The 24,603-nt window shown below is 60.7% G+C and carries 22 protein-coding genes; 20 read left to right on the top strand and 2 right to left on the bottom strand.

Annotated features, from left to right (window positions below; genetic code table 11):
* Positions 1-6: 6 nt before the first annotated feature.
* The 17 genes from sdhA (at position 7) to AB8B33_RS20995 (ending at position 17,935) form a co-directional block, all read left to right on the top strand.
* Positions 7-1,848: a succinate dehydrogenase flavoprotein subunit gene (sdhA, locus tag AB8B33_RS21075; protein ID WP_113324705.1), complete on the top strand. Its 1,842-nt coding sequence runs from the start codon at positions 7-9 to the stop codon at positions 1,846-1,848.
* A gap of 15 nt (positions 1,849-1,863) precedes the next feature.
* A complete protein-coding gene (locus AB8B33_RS21070) occupies positions 1,864-2,643 on the top strand; it encodes a succinate dehydrogenase iron-sulfur subunit (RefSeq protein ID WP_113324706.1) in 780 nt (259 codons plus the stop codon).
* Complete coding sequence (locus tag AB8B33_RS21065; RefSeq protein ID WP_439016771.1) at positions 2,541-3,464, top strand: nucleotidyltransferase domain-containing protein; 924 nt, start codon at positions 2,541-2,543, stop codon at positions 3,462-3,464. The genes AB8B33_RS21070 and AB8B33_RS21065 overlap by 103 nt, the downstream gene beginning before the upstream one ends.
* A 137-nt stretch (positions 3,465-3,601) precedes the next feature.
* Positions 3,602-4,108: a protease inhibitor Inh/omp19 family protein gene (locus AB8B33_RS21060; protein WP_439016770.1), complete on the top strand. Its 507-nt coding sequence runs from the start codon at positions 3,602-3,604 to the stop codon at positions 4,106-4,108.
* 48 nt (positions 4,109-4,156) lie between these two features.
* A complete protein-coding gene (gene zapE, locus AB8B33_RS21055; RefSeq protein ID WP_439016769.1) occupies positions 4,157-5,320 on the top strand; it encodes a cell division protein ZapE in 1,164 nt (387 codons plus the stop codon).
* A 174-nt stretch (positions 5,321-5,494) separates the two neighbouring features.
* A complete protein-coding gene (gene mdh, locus AB8B33_RS21050; RefSeq protein WP_007822364.1) occupies positions 5,495-6,457 on the top strand; it encodes a malate dehydrogenase in 963 nt (320 codons plus the stop codon).
* A gap of 36 nt (positions 6,458-6,493) precedes the next feature.
* Positions 6,494-7,687: an ADP-forming succinate--CoA ligase subunit beta gene (gene sucC, locus AB8B33_RS21045; RefSeq protein WP_439016768.1), complete on the top strand. Its 1,194-nt coding sequence runs from the start codon at positions 6,494-6,496 to the stop codon at positions 7,685-7,687.
* Positions 7,688-7,695: 8 nt separating this feature from the next.
* Entirely contained in the window at positions 7,696-8,187 is a 492-nt protein-coding gene (locus AB8B33_RS21040; RefSeq protein ID WP_439016767.1) for a DUF1579 family protein, read from the top strand.
* A gap of 13 nt (positions 8,188-8,200) precedes the next feature.
* Positions 8,201-9,103, top strand: a complete 903-nt coding sequence (gene sucD, locus AB8B33_RS21035; RefSeq protein ID WP_310384981.1) for a succinate--CoA ligase subunit alpha — start codon at positions 8,201-8,203, stop codon at positions 9,101-9,103.
* A gap of 170 nt (positions 9,104-9,273) precedes the next feature.
* Positions 9,274-12,258: a 2-oxoglutarate dehydrogenase E1 component gene (locus AB8B33_RS21030; protein ID WP_113324711.1), complete on the top strand. Its 2,985-nt coding sequence runs from the start codon at positions 9,274-9,276 to the stop codon at positions 12,256-12,258.
* Positions 12,259-12,276: 18 nt separating this feature from the next.
* Positions 12,277-12,576, top strand: coding sequence for a YciI family protein (locus AB8B33_RS21025; RefSeq protein ID WP_310384978.1), 300 nt, complete (start codon positions 12,277-12,279; stop codon positions 12,574-12,576).
* 49 nt (positions 12,577-12,625) lie between these two features.
* Positions 12,626-13,873: a 2-oxoglutarate dehydrogenase complex dihydrolipoyllysine-residue succinyltransferase gene (gene odhB / locus AB8B33_RS21020; RefSeq protein WP_113324713.1), complete on the top strand. Its 1,248-nt coding sequence runs from the start codon at positions 12,626-12,628 to the stop codon at positions 13,871-13,873.
* Positions 13,874-13,888: 15 nt separating this feature from the next.
* A complete protein-coding gene (locus AB8B33_RS21015) occupies positions 13,889-14,629 on the top strand; it encodes a DUF4241 domain-containing protein (protein WP_439016766.1) in 741 nt (246 codons plus the stop codon).
* Between the two features lie 13 nt (positions 14,630-14,642).
* Positions 14,643-15,155, top strand: a complete 513-nt coding sequence (locus AB8B33_RS21010; RefSeq protein ID WP_439016765.1) for a hypothetical protein — start codon at positions 14,643-14,645, stop codon at positions 15,153-15,155.
* A complete protein-coding gene (locus tag AB8B33_RS21005; protein ID WP_113324716.1) occupies positions 15,152-15,904 on the top strand; it encodes an SDR family oxidoreductase in 753 nt (250 codons plus the stop codon). The genes AB8B33_RS21010 and AB8B33_RS21005 overlap by 4 nt, the downstream gene beginning before the upstream one ends.
* A 24-nt stretch (positions 15,905-15,928) precedes the next feature.
* Positions 15,929-17,332 carry a dihydrolipoyl dehydrogenase gene (gene lpdA / locus AB8B33_RS21000; RefSeq protein WP_439016764.1) on the top strand — a complete coding sequence of 468 codons (1,404 nt, stop codon included), beginning with the start codon at positions 15,929-15,931 and terminating at the stop codon, positions 17,330-17,332.
* A gap of 102 nt (positions 17,333-17,434) precedes the next feature.
* Positions 17,435-17,935 carry a cytochrome b gene (locus AB8B33_RS20995; protein ID WP_439016763.1) on the top strand — a complete coding sequence of 167 codons (501 nt, stop codon included), beginning with the start codon at positions 17,435-17,437 and terminating at the stop codon, positions 17,933-17,935.
* Between the two features lie 12 nt (positions 17,936-17,947).
* Here the strand turns inward: AB8B33_RS20995 and AB8B33_RS20990 are convergent, their stop codons facing one another.
* Positions 17,948-19,024, bottom strand: coding sequence for a TraB/GumN family protein (locus tag AB8B33_RS20990; RefSeq protein WP_439016761.1), 1,077 nt, complete (start codon positions 19,022-19,024; stop codon positions 17,948-17,950).
* Between the two features lie 87 nt (positions 19,025-19,111).
* The gene (locus AB8B33_RS20985; protein WP_439016760.1) at positions 19,112-20,047 is read right to left on the bottom strand and encodes a tyrosine recombinase XerC; all 936 of its coding nucleotides are present in this window, start codon (positions 20,045-20,047) and stop codon (positions 19,112-19,114) included.
* Between the two features lie 143 nt (positions 20,048-20,190).
* On the opposite strand from AB8B33_RS20985, the gene AB8B33_RS20980 reads away from it, so the two are divergent.
* The 3 genes from AB8B33_RS20980 to AB8B33_RS20970 are packed head-to-tail and all read left to right on the top strand — an operon-like array spanning position 20,191 to position 24,577.
* Positions 20,191-21,135 carry a GNAT family N-acetyltransferase gene (locus AB8B33_RS20980; protein WP_439016759.1) on the top strand — a complete coding sequence of 315 codons (945 nt, stop codon included), beginning with the start codon at positions 20,191-20,193 and terminating at the stop codon, positions 21,133-21,135.
* A 25-nt stretch (positions 21,136-21,160) separates the two neighbouring features.
* Complete coding sequence (locus AB8B33_RS20975) at positions 21,161-22,306, top strand: AAA family ATPase (RefSeq protein WP_439016758.1); 1,146 nt, start codon at positions 21,161-21,163, stop codon at positions 22,304-22,306.
* A gap of 54 nt (positions 22,307-22,360) precedes the next feature.
* Positions 22,361-24,577 carry a primosomal protein N' gene (locus AB8B33_RS20970; RefSeq protein WP_310384958.1) on the top strand — a complete coding sequence of 739 codons (2,217 nt, stop codon included), beginning with the start codon at positions 22,361-22,363 and terminating at the stop codon, positions 24,575-24,577.
* Positions 24,578-24,603 lie beyond the last annotated feature (26 nt).

Raw genomic sequence — 24,603 nt, 5'->3', positions numbered from 1 at the left:
CGTATCATGGCAACGTCTTCACCCGCTCAGAATGGGAAGGCCTACACCTATGTCGACCATTCCTATGACGTAATCGTCGTCGGCGCCGGTGGCGCCGGCCTGCGTGCCACGCTCGGCATGGCCGAACAGGGCTTCCGCACGGCCTGCATCACAAAGGTATTCCCGACCCGGTCGCACACGGTTGCGGCCCAGGGCGGCATCGCTGCCTCGCTGCAGAACATGACGCCGGATAGCTGGCAATGGCACCTCTATGACACCGTCAAGGGTTCCGACTGGCTCGGCGACGTCGACGCCATGCAGTATCTCACCATGGAAGCGCCGAAGGCGGTCTATGAGCTTGAGCACTACGGTGTGCCCTTCTCGCGTAACGAGGAAGGCAAGATCTACCAGCGTCCGTTTGGCGGCCACATGCAGAATTTCGGTGAAGGCCCGCCGGTGCAGCGCACCTGCGCCGTTGCCGACCGTACCGGCCACGCCATCCTGCACACGCTCTACGGCCAGTCGCTGCGCAACAATGCCGAATTCTTCGTCGAATATTTCGCGCTCGACCTCATCATGTCCGATGACGGCAGCCGTTGCACCGGCGTGATCGCATGGTGCCTGGACGATGGCACGATCCATCGCTTCGCGGCCAAGATGGTGGTGCTCGCGACCGGCGGTTACGGTCGCGCCTATTTCTCCGCGACCTCGGCCCATACCTGCACCGGCGACGGCGGTGGCATGGTCGCCCGTGCCGGCCTGCCGCTGCAGGATATGGAATTCGTGCAGTTCCACCCGACCGGCATCTACGGTTCCGGCTGTCTGATCACCGAGGGTGCGCGCGGCGAGGGCGGCTACCTCGTCAACTCCGAAGGCGAGCGCTTCATGGAGCGCTATGCGCCGTCTGCCAAGGATCTGGCCTCGCGTGACGTCGTTTCGCGCTGCATGACGCTGGAAATCCGCGAAGGCCGCGGTGTCGGCAAGAACAAGGATCACATCTTCTTGCACCTCGATCATCTCGATCCGGCCGTGCTGCATGAGCGCCTGCCGGGCATTTCCGAGAGCGCCAAGATCTTCGCCGGCGTCGATGTGACCCGCGAACCGATCCCGGTTCTGCCGACCGTTCACTACAACATGGGCGGCATTCCGACGAACTACTGGGGTGAGGTTCTCAATGCCGACAGCTCCAATCCGGAACGCATCATCCCCGGCCTGATGGCCGTCGGTGAAGCCGGCTGCGCATCGGTTCACGGCGCAAACCGTCTCGGCTCCAATTCGCTGATCGACCTCGTGGTCTTCGGTCGCGCTGCGGCGATCCGCGCCGGCGAGGTCATCGACCGCGCATCGCCGGTGCCGGCGCTGAACATCGCCGCCTGCGACAAGATCATGGATCGGTTCGACAGTCTGCGTCACGCAAGTGGCGGCACGCCGACGGCCGTGCTGCGCGAGAAGATGCAGCGCGCCATGCAGGAAGATGCGGCGGTGTTCCGTACGCAGGAATCGCTGGAATCCGGCTGCCGTCGTCTTTCGGAAATCTGGGGCGAACTCAAGGACATCAAGGTCACCGACCGCTCGATGATCTGGAATTCCGACCTCGTCGAAACGCTCGAGCTGCAGAACCTGATGGCCAATGCCATCACCACGATCTACGGCGCCGAAGCCCGCAAGGAAAGCCGCGGCTCGCATGCCCGCGAGGACTATACGTCAGGTCCGTTCGCAGGTCGCGACGACGTCAACTGGCGCAAGCACACGCTGGCCTGGGTGAACGAGGCTGGTGATGTGAAGCTCGATTACCGGCCTGTCCACACCGACCTCATCGCAGACGGCATCGATCCCCATAAGATCGAGCCGAAGGCCCGCGTATACTGATCAGAGGAACCTGACATGGTTGAACTCGCTCTCCCCAAGAATTCACAGATGCGCGAAGGCAAGGTGTGGCCGAAGCCGACGGGTGCCAAGAACACCCGTGAGTTCCGCGTCTATCGCTGGAGCCCGGATGACGGCCAGAACCCGTCGATCGACACCTTCTACGTCGATGTCGACGATTGCGGGCCGATGGTTCTCGATGCGCTTCTCTACATCAAGAACAAGATCGATCCGACGCTGACGCTGCGCCGTTCCTGTCGTGAAGGCATCTGCGGTTCCTGCGCGATGAATATCGACGGCACGAACACGCTTGCCTGCACCAAGGGCATGGACGACATCAAGGGCACGGTGAAGATCTACCCACTGCCGCATATGCCCGTGGTCAAGGATCTGGTCCCGGATCTCAGCAATTTCTATGCCCAGCACCGTTCCATCGAGCCCTGGCTGAAGACGGTTTCGCCGACGCCGGCCAAGGAATGGAAGCAGAGCCATGAGGACCGCCAGAAGCTCGACGGTCTCTATGAGTGCATCCTCTGTGCCTGCTGCTCGACCTCCTGTCCGAGCTACTGGTGGAACGGCGACCGTTACCTCGGTCCGGCCGTCCTGCTGCAGGCCTATCGCTGGCTGATCGATAGCCGTGACGAAGCGACTGGCGAACGTCTCGACAATCTCGAGGATCCGTTCCGCCTTTATCGTTGCCACACGATCATGAACTGCGCGCAGACCTGCCCGAAGGGTCTGAACCCGGCCAAGGCAATCGCCGAAATCAAGAAGATGATGGTCGAGCGTCGCGTGTGAGTGCTGACGCTTCAGCCGGCATTGAAGATTTTGATTCCGAGGCGGTCGCCGAAATCCGATCGCGGCTCGCCTCGGTGAAACAGCATGGTATACGCATCGGTTTTGCGATCGAAAGCGGAAGCCGCGCCTGGGGCTTTCCCTCGCCAGACAGCGACTATGATTGCCGTTTCGTTTATGTCCGTCCGGTCGCTGACCATATCGGACTGGTCTCGCATCGGGATGTAATCGAGTTTCCGATCGTGGGTGATATAGACACTGGCGGCTGGGATCTGCGCAAGGCGCTGCTGCTTGCCCTCAAAGGCAATGCCGTTGTCGTCGAATGGGTAAAATCGCCAATCGCCTATGAAGAAGAGCCCGGATTTCGCAGCCGTCTTTCCAGCGTGCTTGACGAGATCATGCTGCCGCAGAAGGTCGCGCTGCATTATGTCGGTCTGCTGCGCAGTCACTGGCAGATGCATGGGGACGGGCCAATCAAGCTCAAGAAGCTGCTATATGCGATCCGTCCGGCAATTGCGCTCGAATGGATGCGCTCGAATGAGTTTCAGAAGCTGCCGCCGATGAACATGATGCAGTGTCTGGCGGCAGTCACCATCGATGAGGGCTTGCGCAAGGCGATTCATGAATTGGTGATCGTCAAAAGCCAGACGCGCGAGATGGGCGAGGGTCTGCCGCCCAAGCGTATCCAATCCTTTCTCGCGACATCAATTGAGCGTTATCAGGACTTCGCCGAGCGAATCAAACTTGGTCAGGAAGCGGACGGTCGAGCACAACACCTTGCTGACATATTTTATCAGCAAGAAGTCCGGCGAGCGGTCGGTTGAATTGTGCCGGCCTTGCTATAGGTGTCACGAAGGCCGATTTGCGTTGTGCTGACTTGATTAACCAAAGTGAAATACGGTAATTCGAACCTACAATTGAAATATCTCTGCGGTTGAGACGGACATTCGGGAGCTTGATGATGCAGTTGCGATATGTGGTGACGGGTCTAACGGCCGCTCTGGCCTTGGCGGGATGCCAGCGCACCTCATATGATTACAGCAGTAACAACGCACCTCCGCCGTTGACCGCGCAGCCGGTACCCTCCGTGCAGGGCGGCCAGCTTCCGCCGCCGGCCGGGCAGTTTCCTGCCGCGCCGACCTCGACGGCGCCGATGGCTGGTGTTCAGCAGGGTGGCGCAGCACCCGCGACCTCTCTTGATGTCACCAAGGAATCGATGGTCGGCAGCTGGCGTGTCAACGGTACCTGCGACATGTTCCTGACGCTCACCAATCTCGGCAGCGGATCGCGCGGCGGTACGCGCGGTTGTGTTGGCGAGCTGACGGCTATGGGTTCCTGGGAAGTTTCCGGCAAGCAGGTTCTGCTCAAGGACCGCAGCGGCAACCAGATCGGTTCCGTCTACAAGGTTGCCGACAACAGCTTCAATGGCCAGACCTCGACCGGGCAGCCGATCACCCTCAGCCGGTAACTCAATCCGGCGGGGTTCCGCCGGTTGCGCATAGGCGGACAAGCCCTCATGCAGCCAATGCCAGACTATTCGCTCAGCGTCACCGAGCAGCTCAAATCGCTGACAGCTTCGGAGACGTTGCAGGTTGATTCCGCCCAGATGGATGTGGCCAAATGCCTCGACCGGGTGCTTGCCGCTCTCAAGCAGAAGCGGCCTGCCTCCAAGAGCAGCGCGCTCGGCTGGCTGTTTGCGTCCAAGAAGAAGACGGAGAGCGGCATCAAGGGCCTCTATATCCATGGCAGCGTCGGGCGCGGCAAGACGATGCTCATGGACATGTTCTTCCAAATGGCGCCCTGCCGGAAAAAGCGGCGCGCGCATTTCCATGAGTTCATGGCCGATGTGCACAATCGCATCGCTGCTCACCGGCTGAAGCTAAAGAACGGCGAGACGAAGCAGGCCGATCCGATGCCGCCGGTCGCCGCTGCCCTTTTCGAGGAAGCGGAACTGCTCTGCTTCGACGAATTCACCGTCACCGATATCGCCGATGCGATGATCCTGTCGCGGCTGTTTTCCGAGCTTTTCGCGCGCGGCTGCGTGCTGGTGGCGACCTCGAACGTCGAGCCCGACAATCTCTACAAGGACGGCCTCAATCGCGGGCTTTTCCTGCCTTTCGTCGGTCTCCTCAAAAAACATGTCGAGATCGTCTCGCTCGATTCGCCGACCGACTACCGGATGGAGAAGCTGAACAGTCAGCCGGTCTACCTCATCCCGATCGACGAGCGCACCGACATGGCGATGGATGCGTCCTGGACGCAGGCGCTGCACGGTCGCAAGGCGCAGCCGACGGACATTGCCATGAAGGGGCGGGCAATCCATGTGCCGCTCGCCGTCGACCGCATGGCGCGCTTCTCCTTCTCCGATCTCTGCGAAAAGCCGCTGGGTGCTGCCGATTTCCTAGCCATCGCCGAACGCTTCGATACGATCTTCCTCGATCACATTCCCTTGCTCGGCCCTGAAAAGCGGAACCAGATCAAACGCTTCATCATTCTGATCGATACGTTCTACGATCATGGCACCTGCCTCTATGCTTCCGCCGCCGCCATGCCCGAAAATCTGCTCGTCGAAAGACGCGGCACCGAAGGCTTTGAATTCGATCGTACGGCATCTCGTCTTTTTGAGATGAGAAGCGCGGAATATCTTGCGGCGCATCATGAACGGCGGGCTGCCGAGTAACACTTTGGTGACAATTGATCTTACGTTTACGTAAGAATTTTAATATCTAAACGATTGAAATTGCTGCACCAAAAATAATGGATTGCCATTTTTTGGCTTTAGGTCTATGCGATTGCGGCATTGGGCGATGCCCGCGCGTCGCCCGACGGATTTTGATCGCAAAGGAAAAGCGAAATGGCGCGTAACAAGATCGCACTCATCGGTTCTGGCATGATTGGTGGCACGCTGGCGCATCTCGCCGGCCTGAAGGAGCTGGGCGACATCGTCCTCTTCGACATCGCCGACGGTATCCCCCAGGGCAAGGGTCTCGACATCGCACAGTCCTCCCCGGTTGAAGGCTTCGACGCCAATCTGACCGGCGCCAGCGACTATTCCGCGATCGAAGGCGCTGACGTCTGCATCGTCACGGCCGGCGTTCCGCGCAAGCCGGGCATGAGCCGCGATGACCTTCTCGGCATCAACCTCAAGGTCATGGAGCAGGTCGGCGCCGGCATCAAGAAGTATGCCCCGAACGCTTTCGTGATCTGCATCACCAACCCGCTCGACGCGATGGTCTGGGCGTTGCAGAAGTTCTCCGGCCTCCCGGCCAACAAGGTCGTCGGCATGGCCGGCGTTCTCGACTCTTCGCGCTTCCGTCTTTTCCTCGCCAAGGAATTCAACGTTTCCGTTCAGGACGTCACGGCCTTCGTTCTCGGCGGCCACGGCGACACTATGGTGCCGCTCGCCCGTTATTCGACCGTTGGCGGCATTCCGCTGACCGACCTCGTCACCATGGGCTGGGTCACCAAGGAACGCCTCGAAGAAATCATCCAGCGCACCCGTGACGGCGGCGCCGAAATCGTCGGCCTGCTCAAGACCGGTTCGGCCTATTACGCTCCGGCCGCTTCCGCGATCGAAATGGCCGAATCCTACCTCAAGGACAAGAAGCGCGTTCTGCCCTGCGCTGCCCACCTCACGGGCCAGTACGGCGTGAAGGACATGTATGTCGGCGTTCCCACCGTCATCGGTGCCGGCGGCGTCGAGCGCATCATCGAGATCGACCTCAACAAGACCGAGAAGGAAGCCTTCGACAAGTCCGTCGGCGCCGTTGCCGGTCTCTGCGAAGCCTGCATCAACATCGCGCCCGCCCTCAAGTAACTGGTGCGCTGAAGTTATCGAAATAGGGATAAACCCATGAACATTCATGAATATCAGGCCAAGGCTCTGCTGAAGGGCTATGGCGCGCCGGTCGCGCAGGGTGTGGCGATCCTCAAGGTTGAAGAAGCCGAGGCTGCCGCCAGGTCGCTTCCCGGCCCGCTCTACGTGGTCAAGAGCCAGATCCATGCAGGCGGCCGCGGCAAGGGCAAGTTTAGGGAACTCGGCCCGGATGCCAAGGGTGGTGTCCGTCTCGCCAAGTCGATCGATGAAGTCGTTGCGCATGCCAAGGAAATGCTTGGCAATACGCTGGTAACCGCGCAGACCGGCGAAGCCGGCAAGCAGGTCAATCGCCTCTACATCGAAGACGGTGCCGACATTGCTCGCGAGCTCTATTGCTCGCTCCTGGTCGACCGTTCGGTCGGCAAGGTGGCCTTCGTCGTTTCGACCGAAGGCGGCATGGATATCGAAGCAGTCGCTCACGATACGCCTGAGAAGATCCACACGATCGCCATCGATCCGGAAGCTGGTGTGACGGCTGCCGACGTTGCAGCGATCTCCAAGGCGCTTCAGCTCGACGGTGCAGCTGCCGAAGACGCCAAGACGCTCTTCCCGGCGCTCTATAAAGCCTTCGGCGAAAAGGACATGGCCCTGCTCGAGGTCAATCCGCTGATCGTCATGAAGGATGGCCACCTGCGCGTCCTCGATGCAAAGATGTCTTTCGATGGCAACGCTCTTTTCCGCCACGATGACGTGAAGACGCTTCGCGACGAGACGGAAGAAGACGCCAAGGAAATCGAGGCCTCCAAGTGGGACCTCGCCTATGTCGCGCTTGACGGCAACATCGGCTGCATGGTCAACGGTGCTGGCCTTGCCATGGCGACGATGGATATCATCAAGCTTTACGGCAAGGAGCCGGCAAACTTCTGCGACGTCGGCGGCGGCGCCGGCAAGGAGAAGGTTGCTGCGGCCTTCAAGATCATCACCGCTGACCCCAAGGTGGAAGGCATTCTCGTCAACATCTTCGGCGGCATCATGAAGTGCGATGTCATCGCCGAGGGCGTCATTGCCGCGGTCAAGGAAGTCGGTCTCAAGGTTCCGCTCGTCGTTCGCCTTGAAGGCACGAATGTCGATCTCGGCAAGAAGATCCTGAACGAATCGGGTCTGGCGATCACGGCGGCTGACGATCTCGACGATGCGGCCAAGAAGATCGTCGCTGCGATCAACGGTTGAGAACGGTCATGGCTTTCCAGTCCACGCCCAGTGCTGCTCATCTCCGCCTCGATGCCTTTGCCGGTGTCTGGGAGGGGGAAGAGCATGTCGCGGCTTCGGCGTGGACAAAAGAAGGCAAGGCCAGCGCTTCGCTTTCTGGCGAGGCGCTGTTCGGCGGATTTTTCCTCGAGCAGCGTTACTGCCAGATGCGCGACGGCGAAGTTTCCTTCGAAGCCCGCAATGTTTTCGGCTTCGATAGTTCGGACCAGAGCTACAAACTCTACCAGTTCGACAGCGTCGGTTTTGCTCCGCCCACGCCGGCTTCCGGCGCGTGGAATGGCGATGAACTCGTGCTGATCAAGACTTCTCCGCGCGGAAGGCAGCGCACCGCGTTCACATTTGAAAATGAAGACTGCTACCGGATGGGCGTCAGCTTTTCGCCTGCAGGCAGCGATACTTGGCAGGAGGTCGTCAGCGGCATCTATCGTCGCGCGTCTCTTACGTCTTCCAACCTCTTCTAGACAAAGGCCCCGCATGTCTATTCTCGTCAACAAAGACACCAAGATCCTGGTTCAGGGTCTGACCGGCAAGACCGGTACATTCCACACCGAACAGGCGCTTGCTTACTACGGCACGCAGATGGTCGGTGGTATTCACCCGAAGAAGGGTGGCGAAACCTGGACCGGCTCCAAGGGCGAAAGCCTGCCGATCTTCGCAACCGTTGCCGAAGGCAAGGAAAAGACCGGCGCCAACGCGTCCGTCATCTATGTTCCGCCGGCAGGCGCAGCCGATGCGATCATCGAGGCGATCGACGCCGAGATCCCGTTCATCACCTGTATCACCGAAGGTATCCCGGTCCTGGACATGGTTCGCGTCAAGGCTCGCCTCGAGCGCTCCAAGTCGCGCCTGCTCGGCCCGAACTGCCCAGGCATCCTGACGCCGGAAGAATGCAAGATCGGCATTATGCCGGGCTCGATCTTCCGCAAGGGTTCGGTCGGTATCGTTTCCCGCTCCGGCACGCTGACCTACGAAGCTGTCTTCCAGACCTCCAACGAAGGTCTCGGCCAGACGACGGCTGTCGGCATCGGCGGCGACCCGGTCAAGGGCACCGAATTCATCGACGTGCTCGAAATGTTCCTCGCCGACGAAGCCACGACCTCGATCATCATGATCGGCGAAATCGGCGGTTCGGCTGAAGAAGACGCAGCGCAGTTCCTCAAGGACGAGGCCAAGAAGGGCCGCAAGAAGCCGATGGCGGGCTTCATCGCGGGCCGTACGGCGCCGAAGGGCCGCACGATGGGCCATGCCGGTGCTGTGGTTTCCGGTGGCAAGGGCGACGCTGAATCGAAGATCGCGGCGATGGAATCGGCAGGCATCAAGGTGTCGCCGTCTCCGGCTCGCCTCGGCAAGACGCTGGTTGAAGTCCTCAAGGGCTAAACCAACTTATATACCCCGGGCGGAGGAACGGCATCCTGGCCTCCGCCCGGCTCTCCACTTACTCAATGCGGATGCGCCGCGGACAGGCGGCAATCGGAATGCGGCAGCCGGCGATGAAGCCGGCAAATTCATCTAAGTCAGGAGGCGGGCGGAAGCGTCCGCGTAACACCATGGCACGGCAAGAAGCCAACGAGCAATTTCAGATCACCTCGTTTCTGGATGGCGCCAATGCTGCCTATATCGAGCAGCTCTACGCCCGTTATGAAGACGATCCCAACTCGGTCGACGATCAGTGGCGGTCCTTCTTCAAGGCGCTGGAAGACGATCCTGCTGATGTGAAGAAGGCGGCCAAGGGAGCATCCTGGCGCAAGAAGAACTGGCCGCTGCAGGCAAGCGGCGATCTCGTCTCGGCGCTCGACGGCGACTGGGGCATCGTCGAAAAGGTCATCGAGACCAAGGTAAAGGCCAAGGCCGAAGCCGCCGGCCAGCCGGCAGGCGCCGCCGACGTGCTGCAGGCGACGCGCGATTCCGTCCGCGCCATCATGATGATCCGCGCATATCGCATGCGTGGCCATCTGCACGCCAAGCTCGATCCGCTTGGCATCGCCGCCCCGGTCGACGACTATCACGAGCTTTCGCCCGAAAATTACGGCTTCACGGCTGCCGACTACGATCGCAAGATCTTCATCGATAACGTGCTCGGCCTCGAATATGCGACCCTCCGCGAGATGATCGAGATCCTCGAGCGCACCTATTGCTCGACCCTCGGCGTCGAATTCATGCACATTTCCAATCCGGAAGAAAAGGCATGGATCCAGGAACGTATCGAAGGTCCGGACAAGGGCGTTGCTTTCTCGGCTGAAGGCAAGAAGGCGATCCTCGCCAAGCTCGTCGAAGCCGAAGGCTACGAACAGTTCCTCGACGTCAAGTTCAAGGGCACCAAGCGCTTCGGCCTGGACGGCGGTGAATCACTGATCCCGGCACTCGAACAGATCCTCAAGCGTGGCGGCCATCTCGGCCTCAAGGAAGCCGTGTTCGGCATGGCCCATCGCGGTCGCCTGAACGTGCTTTCCCAGGTCATGGGCAAGCCGCACCGCGCCATCTTCCACGAGTTCAAAGGCGGCTCCTATGCGCCTGATGAGGTCGAAGGTTCAGGCGACGTGAAGTACCATCTGGGTGCTTCCTCCGACCGCGAATTCGACGGCAACAAGGTGCACGTCTCGCTGACGGCAAACCCGTCGCACCTCGAGATCGTGGACCCGGTCGTCATGGGCAAGGCGCGCGCCAAGCAGGACATGAGTGCCACCGTCTGGGACGGCGACATCATTCCGCTGTCGGAACGCGCCAAGGTTCTGCCGCTCCTGATCCACGGCGACGCGGCCTTTGCCGGCCAGGGCGTCATTGCCGAAATCCTCGGCCTGTCCGGTCTGCGCGGCCATCGCGTTGCCGGCACGATGCACGTCATCATCAACAACCAGATCGGCTTCACCACGAACCCGGCCTTTTCGCGCTCGTCGCCCTATCCGTCCGACGTCGCCAAGATGATCGAAGCACCGATCCTGCACGTCAATGGCGACGATCCGGAAGCCGTGGTCTATGCGGCGAAGATCGCGATGGAATTCCGCATGAAATTCCACAAGCCTGTCGTGCTCGACATGTTCTGCTATCGCCGCTACGGCCACAATGAAGGCGATGAGCCGTCCTTCACGCAGCCGAAGATGTACAAGGTCATTCGTGGTCACAAGACAGTCCTGCAGCTCTATGCAGACCGTCTCGTTCGCGAAGGCCTGCTCACCGACGGCGAAGTCGAAAAGATGAAGGCCGACTGGCGCGCCCATCTCGAGCAGGAGTTCGAAGCCGGTCAGCACTACAAGCCGAACAAGGCCGATTGGCTGGACGGCGAATGGTCCGGCCTGCGCACAGCTGACAATGCGGACGAGCAGCGTCGTGGCAAGACCGCTGTGCCGATGAAGACGCTCAAGGATATCGGCCGCAAGCTGTCGGAAATCCCGGCCGGTTTTAATGCGCATCGCACGATCCAGCGCTTCATGGAAAACCGCGCCAACATGGTCCAGAGTGGCGAAGGCCTCGACTGGGCGATGGCCGAAGCGCTGGCTTTCGGTGCGCTCGTGGTCGAGGGCCACAAGATCCGTCTGTCCGGTCAGGATTGCGAACGCGGTACCTTCTCGCAGCGCCACTCGGTTCTCTACGATCAGGAAACCGAAGAGCGCTACATTCCGCTTGCGAACCTGTCGCCGACACAGGCCCGTTACGAAGTCATCAACTCGATGCTTTCGGAAGAAGCCGTTCTCGGCTTCGAATACGGCTATTCGCTGGCTCGTCCGAATGCGCTGACGCTCTGGGAAGCCCAGTTCGGCGACTTCGCAAACGGTGCGCAGGTCGTGTTCGACCAGTTCATCTCGTCTGGCGAACGCAAGTGGCTGCGCATGTCGGGCCTCGTCTGCCTGCTGCCGCATGGCTATGAAGGCCAGGGTCCGGAACACTCGTCCGCCCGTCTGGAGCGCTATCTCCAGCTCTGCGCGGAAGACAACATGCAGGTCGCCAACGTCACGACGCCGGCGAACTACTTCCACATCCTGCGCCGCCAGCTGAAGCGCGATTTCCGCAAGCCGCTGATCCTGATGACGCCGAAGTCGCTGCTGCGCCACAAGCGCGCTGTCTCGACGCTTGCCGAAATGGCTGGCGAATCCTCCTTCCACCGTCTCCTGTGGGACGATGCGGAGGTCATCAAGGACGGTCCGATCAAGCTGCAGAAGGATGCCAAGATCCGTCGCGTCGTCATCTGCACCGGCAAGGTCTATTACGACCTGCTGGAAGAGCGCGAAAAGCGCGGTATCGACGACATCTACCTGCTGCGTATCGAGCAGCTCTATCCGTTCCCGGCCAAGGCGCTCATCAACGAGCTGTCCCGCTTCCGGAATGCAGAGATGGTGTGGTGCCAGGAAGAGCCGAAGAACATGGGTGCGTGGTCGTTCATCGACCCGTATCTGGAATGGGTGCTCGCCCATATCGATGCGAAGTACCAGCGCGTTCGCTATACGGGTCGCCCGGCCGCCGCTTCGCCGGCAACGGGCCTGATGTCCAAGCATCTGTCGCAGCTCGCCGCGTTCCTCGAGGATGCGCTGGGCGGCTAACAAAAAAGGGGGAGCGCGATGGCATATTTCTTCATGAGACTTGTGCCGCCGCGCTCCACATTCCCGCATGACGGGACCGGGGAGGAAATGGCGGCGATGAAACGCCATGCCGAATATTGGCACCAGAACGTTCTTGCAGGATCGGCGATTGCCGTTGGTCCTGTCTTCGAGGGTGAAGGGGCTTTCGGTATCGCGGTCGTCGAGGTTGCAGACCAGGCAGCAGCGCAGGCGCTTGCCGATGCGGACCCGATCATCACTTCCGGCTTCGGTTTTCGTTTCGACGTCTTGCCAATGCCCTCCGTCATTCTCCGGCCCTAAGCCGGGACCGCTGTCTAACACGATAACAAGCACAATCAGGATTTGAACAATGGCCACAGAAATCCGCGTTCCAACACTCGGTGAATCCGTCAGCGAGGCAACCGTCGGCACCTGGTTCAAGAAGGTCGGCGATGCCGTGAAGGCCGACGAGCCCATTCTCGAGCTTGAAACCGACAAGGTGACCATCGAAGTTCCGGCTCCGGCATCCGGCACGCTTTCGGAAATCGTCGCCCAGGCTGGCGAGACGGTTGGTCTCGGTGCGCTTCTCGGCCAGATCGCCGAAGGTGCGGCTGCCGCAGCTGCTCCAGCTGCGGCAGCCCCGGCAGCAGCACCTGCTGCACCTGCTCCGACGCCAACTGCTCCGGTTGCTGCCGCTGCTGCTCCGGCCGCCTCCGTATCCTCCATGCCGCCGGCTCCGGCTGCGGCAAAGATGCTGGCGGAAAACAATCTCTCGGCCGATCAGGTTGATGGCAGCGGCAAGCGCGGCCAGGTTTTGAAGGGTGATGTCATCGCCGCTGTCGCCAAGGCTGCAGCAGCTCCAGCCGCTGCACCGGCAGCGCCTGCCGCTCCGCGCGGTCCTTCGACGGTAGAAGATGCGGGACGCGAAGAGCGCGTGAAGATGACGCGCCTGCGCCAGACGATCGCCAAGCGCCTCAAGGATGCGCAGAACACGGCTGCCATGCTGACCACCTACAACGAGGTGGACATGAAGGCCGTCATGGACCTGCGCAACAAGTATAAGGATGTCTTTGAGAAGAAGCACGGCGTGAAGCTCGGCTTCATGGGCTTCTTCACCAAGGCCGTCACGCACGCGCTCAAGGAACTGCCGGCCGTCAACGCCGAGATCGACGGTACCGACATCATCTACAAGAACTACTGCCATGTCGGCATGGCTGTCGGTACCGACAAGGGCCTCGTCGTTCCCGTCATCCGTGACGCCGACCAGATGTCGATCGCCGAAATCGAGAAGGAGCTCGGCCGTCTTGCCAAGGCAGCCCGTGACGGCTCGCTCTCGATGGCCGAGATGCAGGGCGGCACCTTCACCATCACCAATGGTGGCGTCTACGGCTCGCTGATGTCTTCGCCGATCCTGAACGCGCCGCAGTCGGGCATTCTCGGCATGCACAAGATCCAGGAGCGCCCGGTCGCCATCGGCGGTCAGGTTGTCATCCGCCCGATGATGTATCTGGCCCTCTCCTACGACCACCGCATCGTCGACGGCAAGGAAGCCGTGACCTTCCTCGTGCGCGTCAAGGAAAGCCTGGAAGATCCGGAACGTCTGGTTCTGGACCTCTAAGCGGAGCGATCTGCCATGCGAGACCGGATCATGCGAGCGGCGGGCGCAGTGTTCTGCGCCACGGTTGCCTTCATGCCGGTCTCGGCTCTCGCCTTCGATGTGAACAAGGCGAGCAGCAATTTCGACTTCGTGTCGCTTGATGATGCCGAGCTTTCTGCACGCCACATCAAGACTGTCGACATGGGCAATGTCGAACTGACCTCGGGCCGTATCGTTGCCGCCGATCCGTTGGCACAGCCGGATCGGCGGGCATTGGCAAAGACGGTTCCTGTCGGTGAATATCCGGTACGGCTCTACGAGGCTTTCGGGCGGGTTGCGGCGTCAAGCATGCGCATTGCCGAGGGTAAGCCCGATCACTGGGAGCTTGCGACCATTCCGGGCCAGGATGTCGCTACGCTGAAGGATGACGAGATCTTCGGCTATCCCGTCGATGCCGGTCTCGGCAGCTACATGGATGCCGACACGCTTGATCTGATCGGGCAACGCGAGCAGCAGGTGCAGGCTGCAAAGCCGGATTCCGACGTGAACTACTATGACGTGGTCGCCTCCGAACTCGATGCCAACAAGGGGGTCTATGACCTGCACCGGCCGATCGCCGGCAAGAAGGGCAATGTGGCGATATTCTGGAGTGGCTGGGGCGATGGCTTCTATCCGGTATTTTGGGGACTGGACAAGGACGGGCGTCCGCTGGTGCTGCTGACGGATTTCCAGGTCACCGAGAATGCCGACGGGCGCAGGGAGCCGAACCACAAATGAACGGGCAGGGCACATGCTGACCAAGCAGAAAAGTGTAGTTGCGATGATGATCGCCGCGCTTTCCTGCGCGCCGGCTTCGGCCGTTGCCGCCGATTGCCAGCAGGGCAAGGCGATCTACGCTGATCGCGATGGCGCCTACGAACTGCGCTTTTCGCCGATTACGTCTGAAGCCGTGTCGTCAAGCCACCAGTTCAAGCTCAGCGCGCTCAAGACCTCAGTCGTCATGGATGGCTATGTCATGTCCTCGGACGATCCGGAGCGCACCATGGGCATGGTCCTGTTCAACTGCCCGGATGGCGATGTCACGGGTGCCGATCTCGATGGCTGCACGGTCTGGCAGGGCTTCGTCTATCGCGCAAGTGCCGATGGCGGGCTCGATAACCTGCAGTCCGGCGACAGCCCGGCAACCGAAAAGATCGTCTTTCCCGGCCTCGGCCCAGCGATCCGCCAGTCTTCCGCCTGGGGTGACGGCAAGGCGACCGTCGCTCCCTGGGACGTCCTCGATTTCAAGGGATGTGCACAATGACCGACAGTCCCGTTCTTCTCGTTACCGGTGGTAGCCGTGGCATAGGTGCTGCAGCCTGCCTGGCTGCCGCACGTCACGGCTGGCGCGTTGCGGTGAACTATGCCTCGAATGAAGAGGCGGCAAATGCCGTGGTCTCGGAGATCAAGAAGGCTGGCGGCAATGCGATCGCGATCAAGGGCGATGTCGGCAATGCCGCCGATATCGTCTCGATGTTCGAGGCGATCGATAGGCATTTCGGGCGGCTGGATGGGCTGGTGAACAATGCCGGTATTGTCGATTACATCGCACGTGTCGATGAAATGTCGGCCGAGCGCCTCGAGCGGATGATGCGGATCAATGTGACGGGTTCGATCCTTTGCGCCGGCGAGGCAGTGCGGCGCATGTCCACCCGGCATGGCGGACAAGGCGGCGCGATCGTCAATGTCTCCTCCATGGCGGCGGTGATTGGCGGGCCGGCACAATATGTCGACTATGCCGCATCGAAGGCAGCCATCGATACGTTCACGATCGGACTTTCCAAGGAAGTCGCGGCCGAGGGTATCAGGGTGAATGCGATCCGTCCCGGCATCATCGAAACGGATATTCATGCCTCCGGCGGGCAGCCGGACAGGCCGAAAGAAATGGCTTCATCGATCCCGATGAAGCGAACCGGACAGGCGGAGGAGGTGGCCGATGCGATCGTCTATCTGCTTTCGTCTTCGGCATCGTACATAACAGGCGCGATCCTCAATGTGAGCGGCGGGCGCTAGTCAATAACGCAAAGGGAAAAAGTAATGTCCTATGATGTGATTGTTATCGGAACCGGCCCTGGCGGCTATGTCGCGGCAATCAAGGCTGCGCAACTCGGCCTCAAGGTTGCCGTCGTCGAGAAGCGCGCCACTTACGGCGGCACCTGCCTGAATGTCGGCTGCATCCCCTCCAAGGCGCTGCTGCACGCTTCCGAGATGTTCCACGCAACGCATCACATGGAAGAGCTCGGCATCGAGGTCGCCGCTCCGAAGCTCAATCTCGAAAAGATGCTGGCGCACAAGGATGCGACGGTAAAGTCGAACGTCGACGGCGTTGCCTTCCTCTTCAAGAAGAACAAGATCGATGCCTTCCACGGCACCGGCAAGATCGTCTCCGCCGGCAAGGTCTCGGTGACCGCCGAAGACGGCACGGTTCAAGAAATCGAAGGCAAGAACATCGTCATTGCCACCGGTTCCGACGTCGCCGGCATTCCGGGCGTGAAGGTCGATATCGATGAGAAGATCATCGTATCCTCCACCGGCGCCATTGCACTGGAAAAAGTGCCGGAAACGATGATCGTCGTTGGTGGCGGTGTCATCGGCCTCGAGCTTGGTTCGGTCTGGTCGCGACTCGGTGCGAAGGTCACCGTCATCGAATTTCTCGACAAGATCCTCGGCGCGATGGATGCCGATGTCTCAAAGCAGTTCCAGCGCATGCTCGGCAAGCAGGGCATCGACATCAAGCTGAGTTCCAAGGTGACTGGCGTCGAGAAGGGCGACAAGGGCGCCAAGGTGACATTCGAGCCGGTCGCTGGCGGCGCTGCGCAGACGCTTGAAGCGGATGTCGTCCTGATTTCCACTGGCCGCATTCCCTACACGGCAGGCCTTGGTCTCGAAGAAGCTGGCGTCAAGCTCGACAATCGCGGTCGTGTTGAAATCGACAGCCACTTCAAGACCAATGTCGAAGGTATCTACGCGATCGGCGACGTCGTGACGGGTCCGATGCTGGCGCACAAGGCCGAAGACGAAGGTGTGGCACTTGCCGAAATCCTCGCTGGCCAGCACGGTCATGTGAACTATGACGTCATCCCGAGCGTCGTCTACACGCAGCCGGAGGTCGCCTCCGTCGGCAAGACTGAGGAAGAGCTGAAGGCCGCCGGTGTCGCTTACAAGGTGGGCAAGTTCCCGTTCACAGCAAACGGCCGCGCCCGCGCGATGCTGGCGACCGAAGGTTTCGTGAAGATCCTGTCCGACAAGGAAACCGACCAGGTGCTCGGCGGTCATATCGTCGGCTTCGGCGCCGGCGAGATGATCCACGAGATTACCGTGCTGATGGAATTCGGTGGTTCGGCAGAAGACCTCGGCCGCACCTGCCATGCGCATCCGACCATGTCGGAGGCCGTGAAGGAGGCAGCACTGGCCGCCTTCTTCAAGCCGATCCATCTGTAAGATTAAATATCAGCAATCATTCATAATGCCGCTTGCCTTCGGGCAGGCGGCGTTTTTATTTGGTGGGCAAGTTTCGCTAACTATTTGACGAAAGCCAAGAAAATGAATGATCGTGTCGTGTCCGGCTACAGTCTCTCCCAGCGTTTCCTTCACTGGGCGACCGTGCTCCTGGTCCTCTTCAACCTTCTTTTCCCTGATGGCATGAATGCCTGGTACCGGCTTATCCGCCATGGCGGCACGCCATCACCCGAACAGATCGCTTCGGCCAATATCCACGCCTATGTCGGTATCGCAATCCTGCTTATGACAATCCTGAGACTCGGCCTGCGCTTCGTGCAGGGCGTACCGCCTGAAGCCGCAGACGAACCGGCGATCTTTCGGCTCGCCGCACGGCTGGCGCATGCGAGCCTCTATCTGCTGCTGCTCGCCCTGCCGGCTTCAGGCATCGCGGTCTATTATTTGGGTGTGGAAGCATTGGGCGCGCTGCATGCCGACGTCCTGAAGCTCATCCTCTGGATCGTCATCGTCGCGCATGTCTTTGGTGCGCTGGTCCACCAGTTCTATTGGAAGACAGATGTATTGCGGCGGATGACGATGGGCTGAGAAGGACGACGGTCAGTTGACCGCGGTGACCGTGAAACCCTGCTGACGCAGCAGTTCGATGACACCATCCTTGCCTGGGAGGTGAAGGGCACCGACGGCCATGAAGACGTTGCCGTTGGCGAGGATGGGGGCGGCGCGTTCGGCCATCACCTTGTTGCGGTCGAGGATGATGCGCTGTTCGAAGGCGGCGTAATCGCTGCTCTCGTCGCTGCCTTCCGGCGATACGGTCTTCAGCATCGGCATGGTCATGCCGATATCGCCGGAGAGATAGATGGCGGTCATGGTTTCGACAACGTCGTTCATCTTGGCTCCGAGTTCCAAGGTTTCGATCAGCGACTTCAGATGAAATTCGATCGGCAGCTCGGCCATGGCCTGCAGCTGCTCGGCCAGGGTTTCCAGCCCCTTGACCTGCTTGCCCTCAGCGGCCGCATCGGCAGCGATCTTCTGGTCGAGGAACTGCACTCCCTTGGCCTTACGGGCGATCTCGCAGGCGGGAAGTGCGACAGCGCTTGCGATCATCCAGGGGCGCATGCGCGAAACGGCCGAGAGCGGGATGCCGCGCTGCTTCAATCCGGCTTCGAGGCGGGTATAGTCCTGAGGCGAAAGAAGCTTTTCGATGGTCGTGCCGTCCGTGAACATCATCAGGTCCGGCCTCATCAGAAGTGATGCAGTGGCCTTCTTCTCATCGAGGATTTCGTCGGACTCGATGACGACAGTATCGGCACCGTCATGGGCTTCCTGCGCGCGGGGCGGCAGGTTCAAGACGCGTGGATCGGTGACGTGCATGGTGCCGAGCAGCCAGGAAGTTTTGAGGCCGGGTTTTTCTATCTTCCAGAAAACGCCTTTGCCGTTCGGTGTGGCATCTGCCTCTTTCACCGCTTCGGCATACCGGCCCGGTTCGTTCTGCTGCAACTCCGTGAGCAAGTTCTTTCCGGTGCAGCTATCTTCGGCGGCATCGGCCGATGTGACGGAAAAGACGGCAGCGAGCAATGCGGCGGCAAGCAGCATGTGAAAAGCGGCGATCAGCCAGAGCAGGATACTGCCCGGCTGCGCGATATGGAAAGTGCGGTGGCCGATGGAGATCGTCATGATGGTAATCCGGTCACATGTGCTTCAAGCCTCATGCTCTACGCCGGGCTTGCGCATATTCCTTTAAGAGACAGCGTTAACGAAGGCTTACGCACGCGGATGCGCCCTATCATACACCTCCAGAAGCCTTGATGCATCGACGCCGGTATAGACCTGCGTGGTGGAAAGGCTGGCATGGCCGAGCAACTCCTGAATGGTGCGCAGGTCACCGCCGCCGGCCAGCAGATGCGTGGCGAAGGAGTGGCGCAGCGCATGCGGGGTCGCCGTTTCCGGCAGGCCGAAGGCACTGCGCAATTTCTGCATGGCGCGCTGGATGATGGCAGGCTGCAGCTTACCGCCGCGGGCGCCGCGAAAGAGCGGCTCGCCTTCGTCAAGATGAAAGGGGCAGAGCGCTCGGTATCTCTCAACCGCTTCGAAAACGATGGGCAACAACGGCACGAGGCGCGTCTTGTTGCCTTTACCGGTGATGCGCAGCGTGGTGGTGCCGGTCCTGATATCAGCAGGCGTCAGGTCGAGTGCTTCGGAAATGCGCAGGCCGCAACCATAAAGCAGCGTCATAACGGCGGCATCGCGCGCGGCAATCCATGGCTCGTCATGGAGCTGGGCTTCATTGCTGACTACGGTGATGGCCTGTCTGTCAGAGAGAGGCTTCGGAAGAGATTTCGGTTGCTTCGGGGATCGCACGGCGCCGGCGCCCGCGGCATTCACGAGGCCCTTCTTTTCAAGGTGACGCAGAAAGGAGCGAATGCCGGCGAGATTGCGAGCAACCGAGCGAGCGCCGGAGCCCTCTTTGCGCCGGGCGGCCAGAAAGGCGCGGAAGTCTGCCGGGCGCAGCGTTTCGATATCGCGCAGCGTCGTCGGGCCACCGAGATGACCGGTCATGAAGGTCAGGAACTGACGCGTGTCACGTTCATAGGCATCGAGCGTATGTTCGGAAAGGCGGCGTTCCCGGGCGAGGTTTTCGAGCCAGGCGCTGCGTTCCGTCATCAGGTGCGGATCGGCGATGATCAGGAGTTCATTCATGATTTTGGCTCTTGAATTTGCTTTTGGTGACGCCAATTCTGAAACAGTGGCGTTATGGAATTGCTAATGCTTGCCAAGCCCTTGTCATGTATCGATCATAATTCATTGAGATAGCTTATAGCTTCCGTAAAACAGGAATTTTCATGGCACGGCGCGATTCCATGACGGCCTTTGGACAGCTCGCGGAAGCGATTGCCCTGGTTTCACACGGAAAGCCCGGCCATATCGTCGATATGCTGATTGCCGAGCGCGGACAGAAGATCGTCCGCCATCCTCTGTGGCCGCTCATGCGGCCGTTTCTCTATACGCTGCTGCGCTACAACAAGGCGATCGAATTCGCCAATGACGTTGCCAACATGCCGGGCTTCCAGTCGTTCGAATATATGAGCAACCTGCTGAAGCTCGATATCAATGTCACCAATGCCGAGCGCATTCCGGCATCCGGCGGCTTCATTCTCGTCAGCAATCATCCAACCGGCATTGCCGATGGCGTGGCGGTGTTCGATCTCCTGAAGACGCGCCGGCCGGACATGATGTTCTTCGCCAACCGCGATGCGGTGCGCGTCAACCCACGCTTTGCGGAGATGATCATCCCGGTCGAATGGCGCGAGGAATTCAAGAGCAAGCTCAAGGCGCGCGAGACGCTGCAGCTCACCAACCTTGCGGTGAAGGAGGGCAAGGCGACCGTGCTGTTCCCTTCGGGCCGTATCGCCTATTGGGCAAATGGGCGATTGAACGAGCGGCCGTGGAAAACCTCTGCCGTCGGCCTTGCCCGTAAATACGGTCTGCCGATCCTCCCTGTTCACATGACAGCGCGCAATTCCGGGCTTTTCTACTGGTTTGCCAAATGGTCGACCGAACTGCGCGACATGACGGTCTTCTATGAACTTCTGAACAAGAAGAGTGACCGCTTCGATTTCGTCATCGGCAATCTCATTCCCGCAGAAGAGCTCGACGGCGACCTGAACGAGGTGACCAAGGCGCTCGAGAGGCACACGGTCTATGACATGGCTGTTGATGGCGACTCACGCTTCATGCCTGTGTCCCGGCAACTGGTTCCGGAGGCCGTTGCGGCCCATTCTTTTTAGCGTTGCTTTGCGCTAAAGCGGATGCATGCGTCTTCGCTCCATGTTTGCCAAGAATTACCGGTCACTGCGCTCGATCCGCATGGATCTGGCGGATACGACGCTGTTTCTCGGCGAGAACGGCGCCGGCAAGTCCAATCTCTATCGTGCGCTGCAGCTTGTGCAGTCGGCGGTTCGCGGGCGGCTGGCTTATGAACTTGCTGCCGAAGGCGGGATGCTCTCGGCTCTCTGGTCCGGGCCACGCCGCACATCCGATGGGCCAGCTCGAATCCGCCTGGAAGTTGAGATCCTCGACGAGGAGCGTGCCGTCACATTCCGATATTCTGTCGAAGCGGGGTTGCGCCCACCGAAGGCCGCTGCGGGCTTTGCGCTCGAACCGCAGATCAAAGCTGAAGAGCTTTCCGTCGAAACCGGCCGCCGCGCGGTGGCGATGATGAAGCGGTCCGGTCCGGGCATCTCCGTTCGCGATGGTGCTGGGCGCATGCAGACCTATCCAGACGAGGCGCTGACATCCGAAACGGCGATCGCCCTGCTCGGCGATGCCGGCCATTTCCCCGAGGTTGCCGCCTTCCGTCGCATCGTCAACAATTGGCGCTTCTTTCACGGTTTTCGCACTGACAGGGCTTCTCCGCTTCGCCATCCCTGCCTTGCCGTCACCAGTCCCATGCTAGATGAGGATGGTGCCAATCTCGCCGCCGTCTTTGCGACGATTGCCCACACGCGGCAGGATACGGCCGAGCTCGATCGCATCCTGGCATCGGCGCTCGGCGGCGCAAGGCTTGTCGTGCCTGAGCCGGGCGAGACAGCGGAGTTCGGCCTGATGCTTCCCGACTTCCCGCACCGCGTCTTTCATCCGCGTGAACTGTCTGACGGGCAGATCCGCTTTCTCGGCCTTGCGGCTGCACTGCTCTCCTACAGGCTGCCGGCGCTCATCGCTCTGAACGAGCCGGAGGCGAGCCTGCATCCCGATATGCTGGTGCCGCTCGCCGACATGATCGCCGAAGCGTCAAAGAGCAGCCAGGTCTGGATCGTCACCCATTCGGTGCAACTGGCAGAGGCGGTGCGCGAACGCTGCGGCGTTCGTCCGCGAAAGGTTATTCGTGAGAATGGCGCCACGTGGATCGAAGGCATGCGGTTGACGGGAACGATCGCTGGTGAAGACGATGATGATTAACCCTCATTGTCGGCGGGTTCCATTTTACGGCCGTTGCGGGCATGGTCTGCCGCGATGAGTATAGATTCGTCCGATCTCTTTGGCGCGCTTTTCGAAGCCCCGCCCGTGACCCGCACGGTTCCGGTGCTGGTACCGATGCCGGCGCCAAGGCCCTATTCCTATTCGGTGCCTGAAGGCATGGCAGTCGAGCCCGGCTCGGTCGTGCAGGTGCCGCTTGGGCCGCGCCAGGTGATCGGTGTCGTCTGGGATGGCGGCGAAGATGGTGTGGATCCAAAGAAGCTCAGGCCCATCACCCATGTCTTCGATTGCCCGCCACTGACCAAGGAGATGCGGGATTTCATCGACTGGGTCGCCGCCTATACGCTTTCCCCACCCGGATTGGTGGCGCGCATGGCGCTGAGGGCGCCGAATGCCTTCGAGCCGGAGCCGATGGTGGAAGGGTTGCGTTTCATCGGCGGTGAGCCGGCGCGGATGACACCGGCACGCGCACGCGTGCTCGACACCGCCGCGGACGGGTTGTCCTGGACGCGGACCGGTCTTGCCCATGCTGCCGGTGTTTCCACCAGCGTTGTCGACGGGCTGATTGCACAAGGCATTTTCGAGACGATCTTCCTACCGCCGCCACCTGTCGTCGCCGAGCCTGATCCGGACTTTACCGGTGCCCGCCTCGAAGGTCCGCAGAAGGAGGCGGCCGAAGAAATTCTGGACGAAGTGCGCAAGGGCGAATTCGCGGTTTCGCTGATCGACGGCGTGACCGGTTCCGGCAAGACGGAAGTCTATTTCGAGGCGATCGCCGAGACGCTGAGGCGCGGCAAACAGGTACTGATCTTGCTGCCGGAGATCGCGCTCACTGCAAGTTTTCTCGAACGCTTCCAGGATCGGTTCGGTGCGAAACCTGCCGAGTGGCATTCCGACCTTGCCCCGCGTATGCGCGAAAAGGTCTGGCGGCAGGCGGTAACGGGAGAGGTGCGGGTCGTTGCCGGCGCGCGTTCGGCGCTGTTCCTGCCTTTCGAAGATCTCGGCCTCATCATTGTCGATGAAGAGCATGATCCTGCCTATAAGCAGGAAGACCGCGTCTACTACAACGCGCGTGACATGGCGGTCGTTAGGGCGCGGATCGGCGATTTTCCCGTAGTACTCGTTTCGGCGACGCCTTCGGTCGAAAGCCAGGTCAACGGCCAGAGCGGTCGCTACAGCACGATCCATCTGCCGACGCGTTTCGGCGATGCCGCGCTGCCCGACCTGCATCTGGTCGACATGCGGCGCCATGCGCCGGAACGCGGCGGTTTTCTGTCGCCGGTACTGATCCGGGCGATCGGCAAGACGGTGGAAAAGGGCGAGCAGGCCCTGCTCTTCCTCAATCGCCGCGGCTACGCTCCGCTGACGCTCTGCCGTGTGTGCGGCCATCGTTTCCAGTGCCCGCAATGTTCGAGCTGGCTGGTGGAGCATCGCTTTCGCCGGCAGCTGCAATGCCATCAGTGTGGTCATTCCGAGCCGACACCGGAGGCTTGCCCGGAATGCGGAACGCTCGACCACCTCGTCGCCTGCGGGCCGGGTGTGGAGCGCATCGCGGAAGAGGTGGAGCGGCATTTTCCGGACGCGCGCACCATCGTGCTCTCCTCCGACATCATGGGCGGAGTGAAGCGGCTGCGGCTGGAGCTCGACGCCATCGCCAAGGGCGAGGCGGATATCGTGATCGGCACGCAGCTTGTCGCCAAGGGACACAACTTTCCGCTGATGACGCTGGTCGGCATTGTCGACGCGGATCTCGGGCTCGCGAATGGCGACCCTCGCGCAGCGGAGCGGACCTTTCAGCTTCTGTCACAGGTTACGGGCCGCGCCGGTCGAACGGGCCTGAAGAGCCATGGCCTGCTGCAGACCTATCAGCCGCAGCATCCTGTCATGCAGGCAATCGTCTCCGGCGATGCGCGGGCTTTCTATGATCGTGAAATCGGCGAGCGGGAACGCGCTGCCCTGCCGCCCTTCGGCAGGCTCGCCTCGATCATCGTATCGGCAGACACGCGGCAGGATGCGGAAAACCATGCGCGCGGCATGCGCAACGCCGCGCCGCAGATTTCGGGCATTTCCGTTCTAGGGCCGGCGGAGGCGCCGTTGGCGCTGGTGCGTGGGCGCCATCGTTTCCGCCTCCTCGTGCATGGGCGCCGGAATTCCGACATGCAGGCCTATCTCAGGGCATTGCTCGCACAAGCGCCGAAGGAGCGCGGATCGGTTCAGGTGCAGCTCGATATCGATCCGCAGAGCTTCCTGTAGATCGTTACAGCCTCAGCGTTTCCGGA

Origin of the sequence: Rhizobium sp. 768_B6_N1_8 (genome assembly GCF_051811225.1) — a bacterium.
In the GTDB taxonomy this organism is placed as follows: Bacteria; Pseudomonadota; Alphaproteobacteria; order Rhizobiales; family Rhizobiaceae; genus Rhizobium.
This window is presented reverse-complemented; position numbering and strand designations above follow the sequence as displayed.

Bases quoted from the DNA above. Each gene is read 5' to 3' on its own strand.
- sdhA (WP_113324705.1), top strand. From the start codon at position 7: ATGGCAACGTCTTCACCCGCTCAGAATGGGAAGGCCTACACCTATGTC.
- AB8B33_RS21070 (WP_113324706.1), top strand. From the start codon at position 1,864: ATGGTTGAACTCGCTCTCCCCAAGAATTCACAGATGCGCGAAGGCAAG.
- AB8B33_RS21060 (WP_439016770.1), top strand. From the start codon at position 3,602: ATGCAGTTGCGATATGTGGTGACGGGTCTAACGGCCGCTCTGGCCTTG.
- zapE (WP_439016769.1), top strand. From the start codon at position 4,157: ATGCAGCCAATGCCAGACTATTCGCTCAGCGTCACCGAGCAGCTCAAA.
- mdh (WP_007822364.1), top strand. From the start codon at position 5,495: ATGGCGCGTAACAAGATCGCACTCATCGGTTCTGGCATGATTGGTGGC.
- sucC (WP_439016768.1), top strand. From the start codon at position 6,494: ATGAACATTCATGAATATCAGGCCAAGGCTCTGCTGAAGGGCTATGGC.
- AB8B33_RS21040 (WP_439016767.1), top strand. From the start codon at position 7,696: ATGGCTTTCCAGTCCACGCCCAGTGCTGCTCATCTCCGCCTCGATGCC.
- sucD (WP_310384981.1), top strand. From the start codon at position 8,201: ATGTCTATTCTCGTCAACAAAGACACCAAGATCCTGGTTCAGGGTCTG.
- AB8B33_RS21030 (WP_113324711.1), top strand. From the start codon at position 9,274: ATGGCACGGCAAGAAGCCAACGAGCAATTTCAGATCACCTCGTTTCTG.
- AB8B33_RS21025 (WP_310384978.1), top strand. From the start codon at position 12,277: ATGGCATATTTCTTCATGAGACTTGTGCCGCCGCGCTCCACATTCCCG.
- odhB (WP_113324713.1), top strand. From the start codon at position 12,626: ATGGCCACAGAAATCCGCGTTCCAACACTCGGTGAATCCGTCAGCGAG.
- AB8B33_RS21015 (WP_439016766.1), top strand. From the start codon at position 13,889: ATGCGAGACCGGATCATGCGAGCGGCGGGCGCAGTGTTCTGCGCCACG.
- AB8B33_RS21010 (WP_439016765.1), top strand. From the start codon at position 14,643: ATGCTGACCAAGCAGAAAAGTGTAGTTGCGATGATGATCGCCGCGCTT.
- AB8B33_RS21005 (WP_113324716.1), top strand. From the start codon at position 15,152: ATGACCGACAGTCCCGTTCTTCTCGTTACCGGTGGTAGCCGTGGCATA.
- lpdA (WP_439016764.1), top strand. From the start codon at position 15,929: ATGTCCTATGATGTGATTGTTATCGGAACCGGCCCTGGCGGCTATGTC.
- AB8B33_RS20995 (WP_439016763.1), top strand. From the start codon at position 17,435: ATGAATGATCGTGTCGTGTCCGGCTACAGTCTCTCCCAGCGTTTCCTT.
- AB8B33_RS20990 (WP_439016761.1), bottom strand. From the start codon at position 19,024: ATGACGATCTCCATCGGCCACCGCACTTTCCATATCGCGCAGCCGGGC.
- AB8B33_RS20985 (WP_439016760.1), bottom strand. From the start codon at position 20,047: ATGAATGAACTCCTGATCATCGCCGATCCGCACCTGATGACGGAACGC.
- AB8B33_RS20980 (WP_439016759.1), top strand. From the start codon at position 20,191: ATGGCACGGCGCGATTCCATGACGGCCTTTGGACAGCTCGCGGAAGCG.
- AB8B33_RS20975 (WP_439016758.1), top strand. From the start codon at position 21,161: ATGCGTCTTCGCTCCATGTTTGCCAAGAATTACCGGTCACTGCGCTCG.
- AB8B33_RS20970 (WP_310384958.1), top strand. From the start codon at position 22,361: ATGAGTATAGATTCGTCCGATCTCTTTGGCGCGCTTTTCGAAGCCCCG.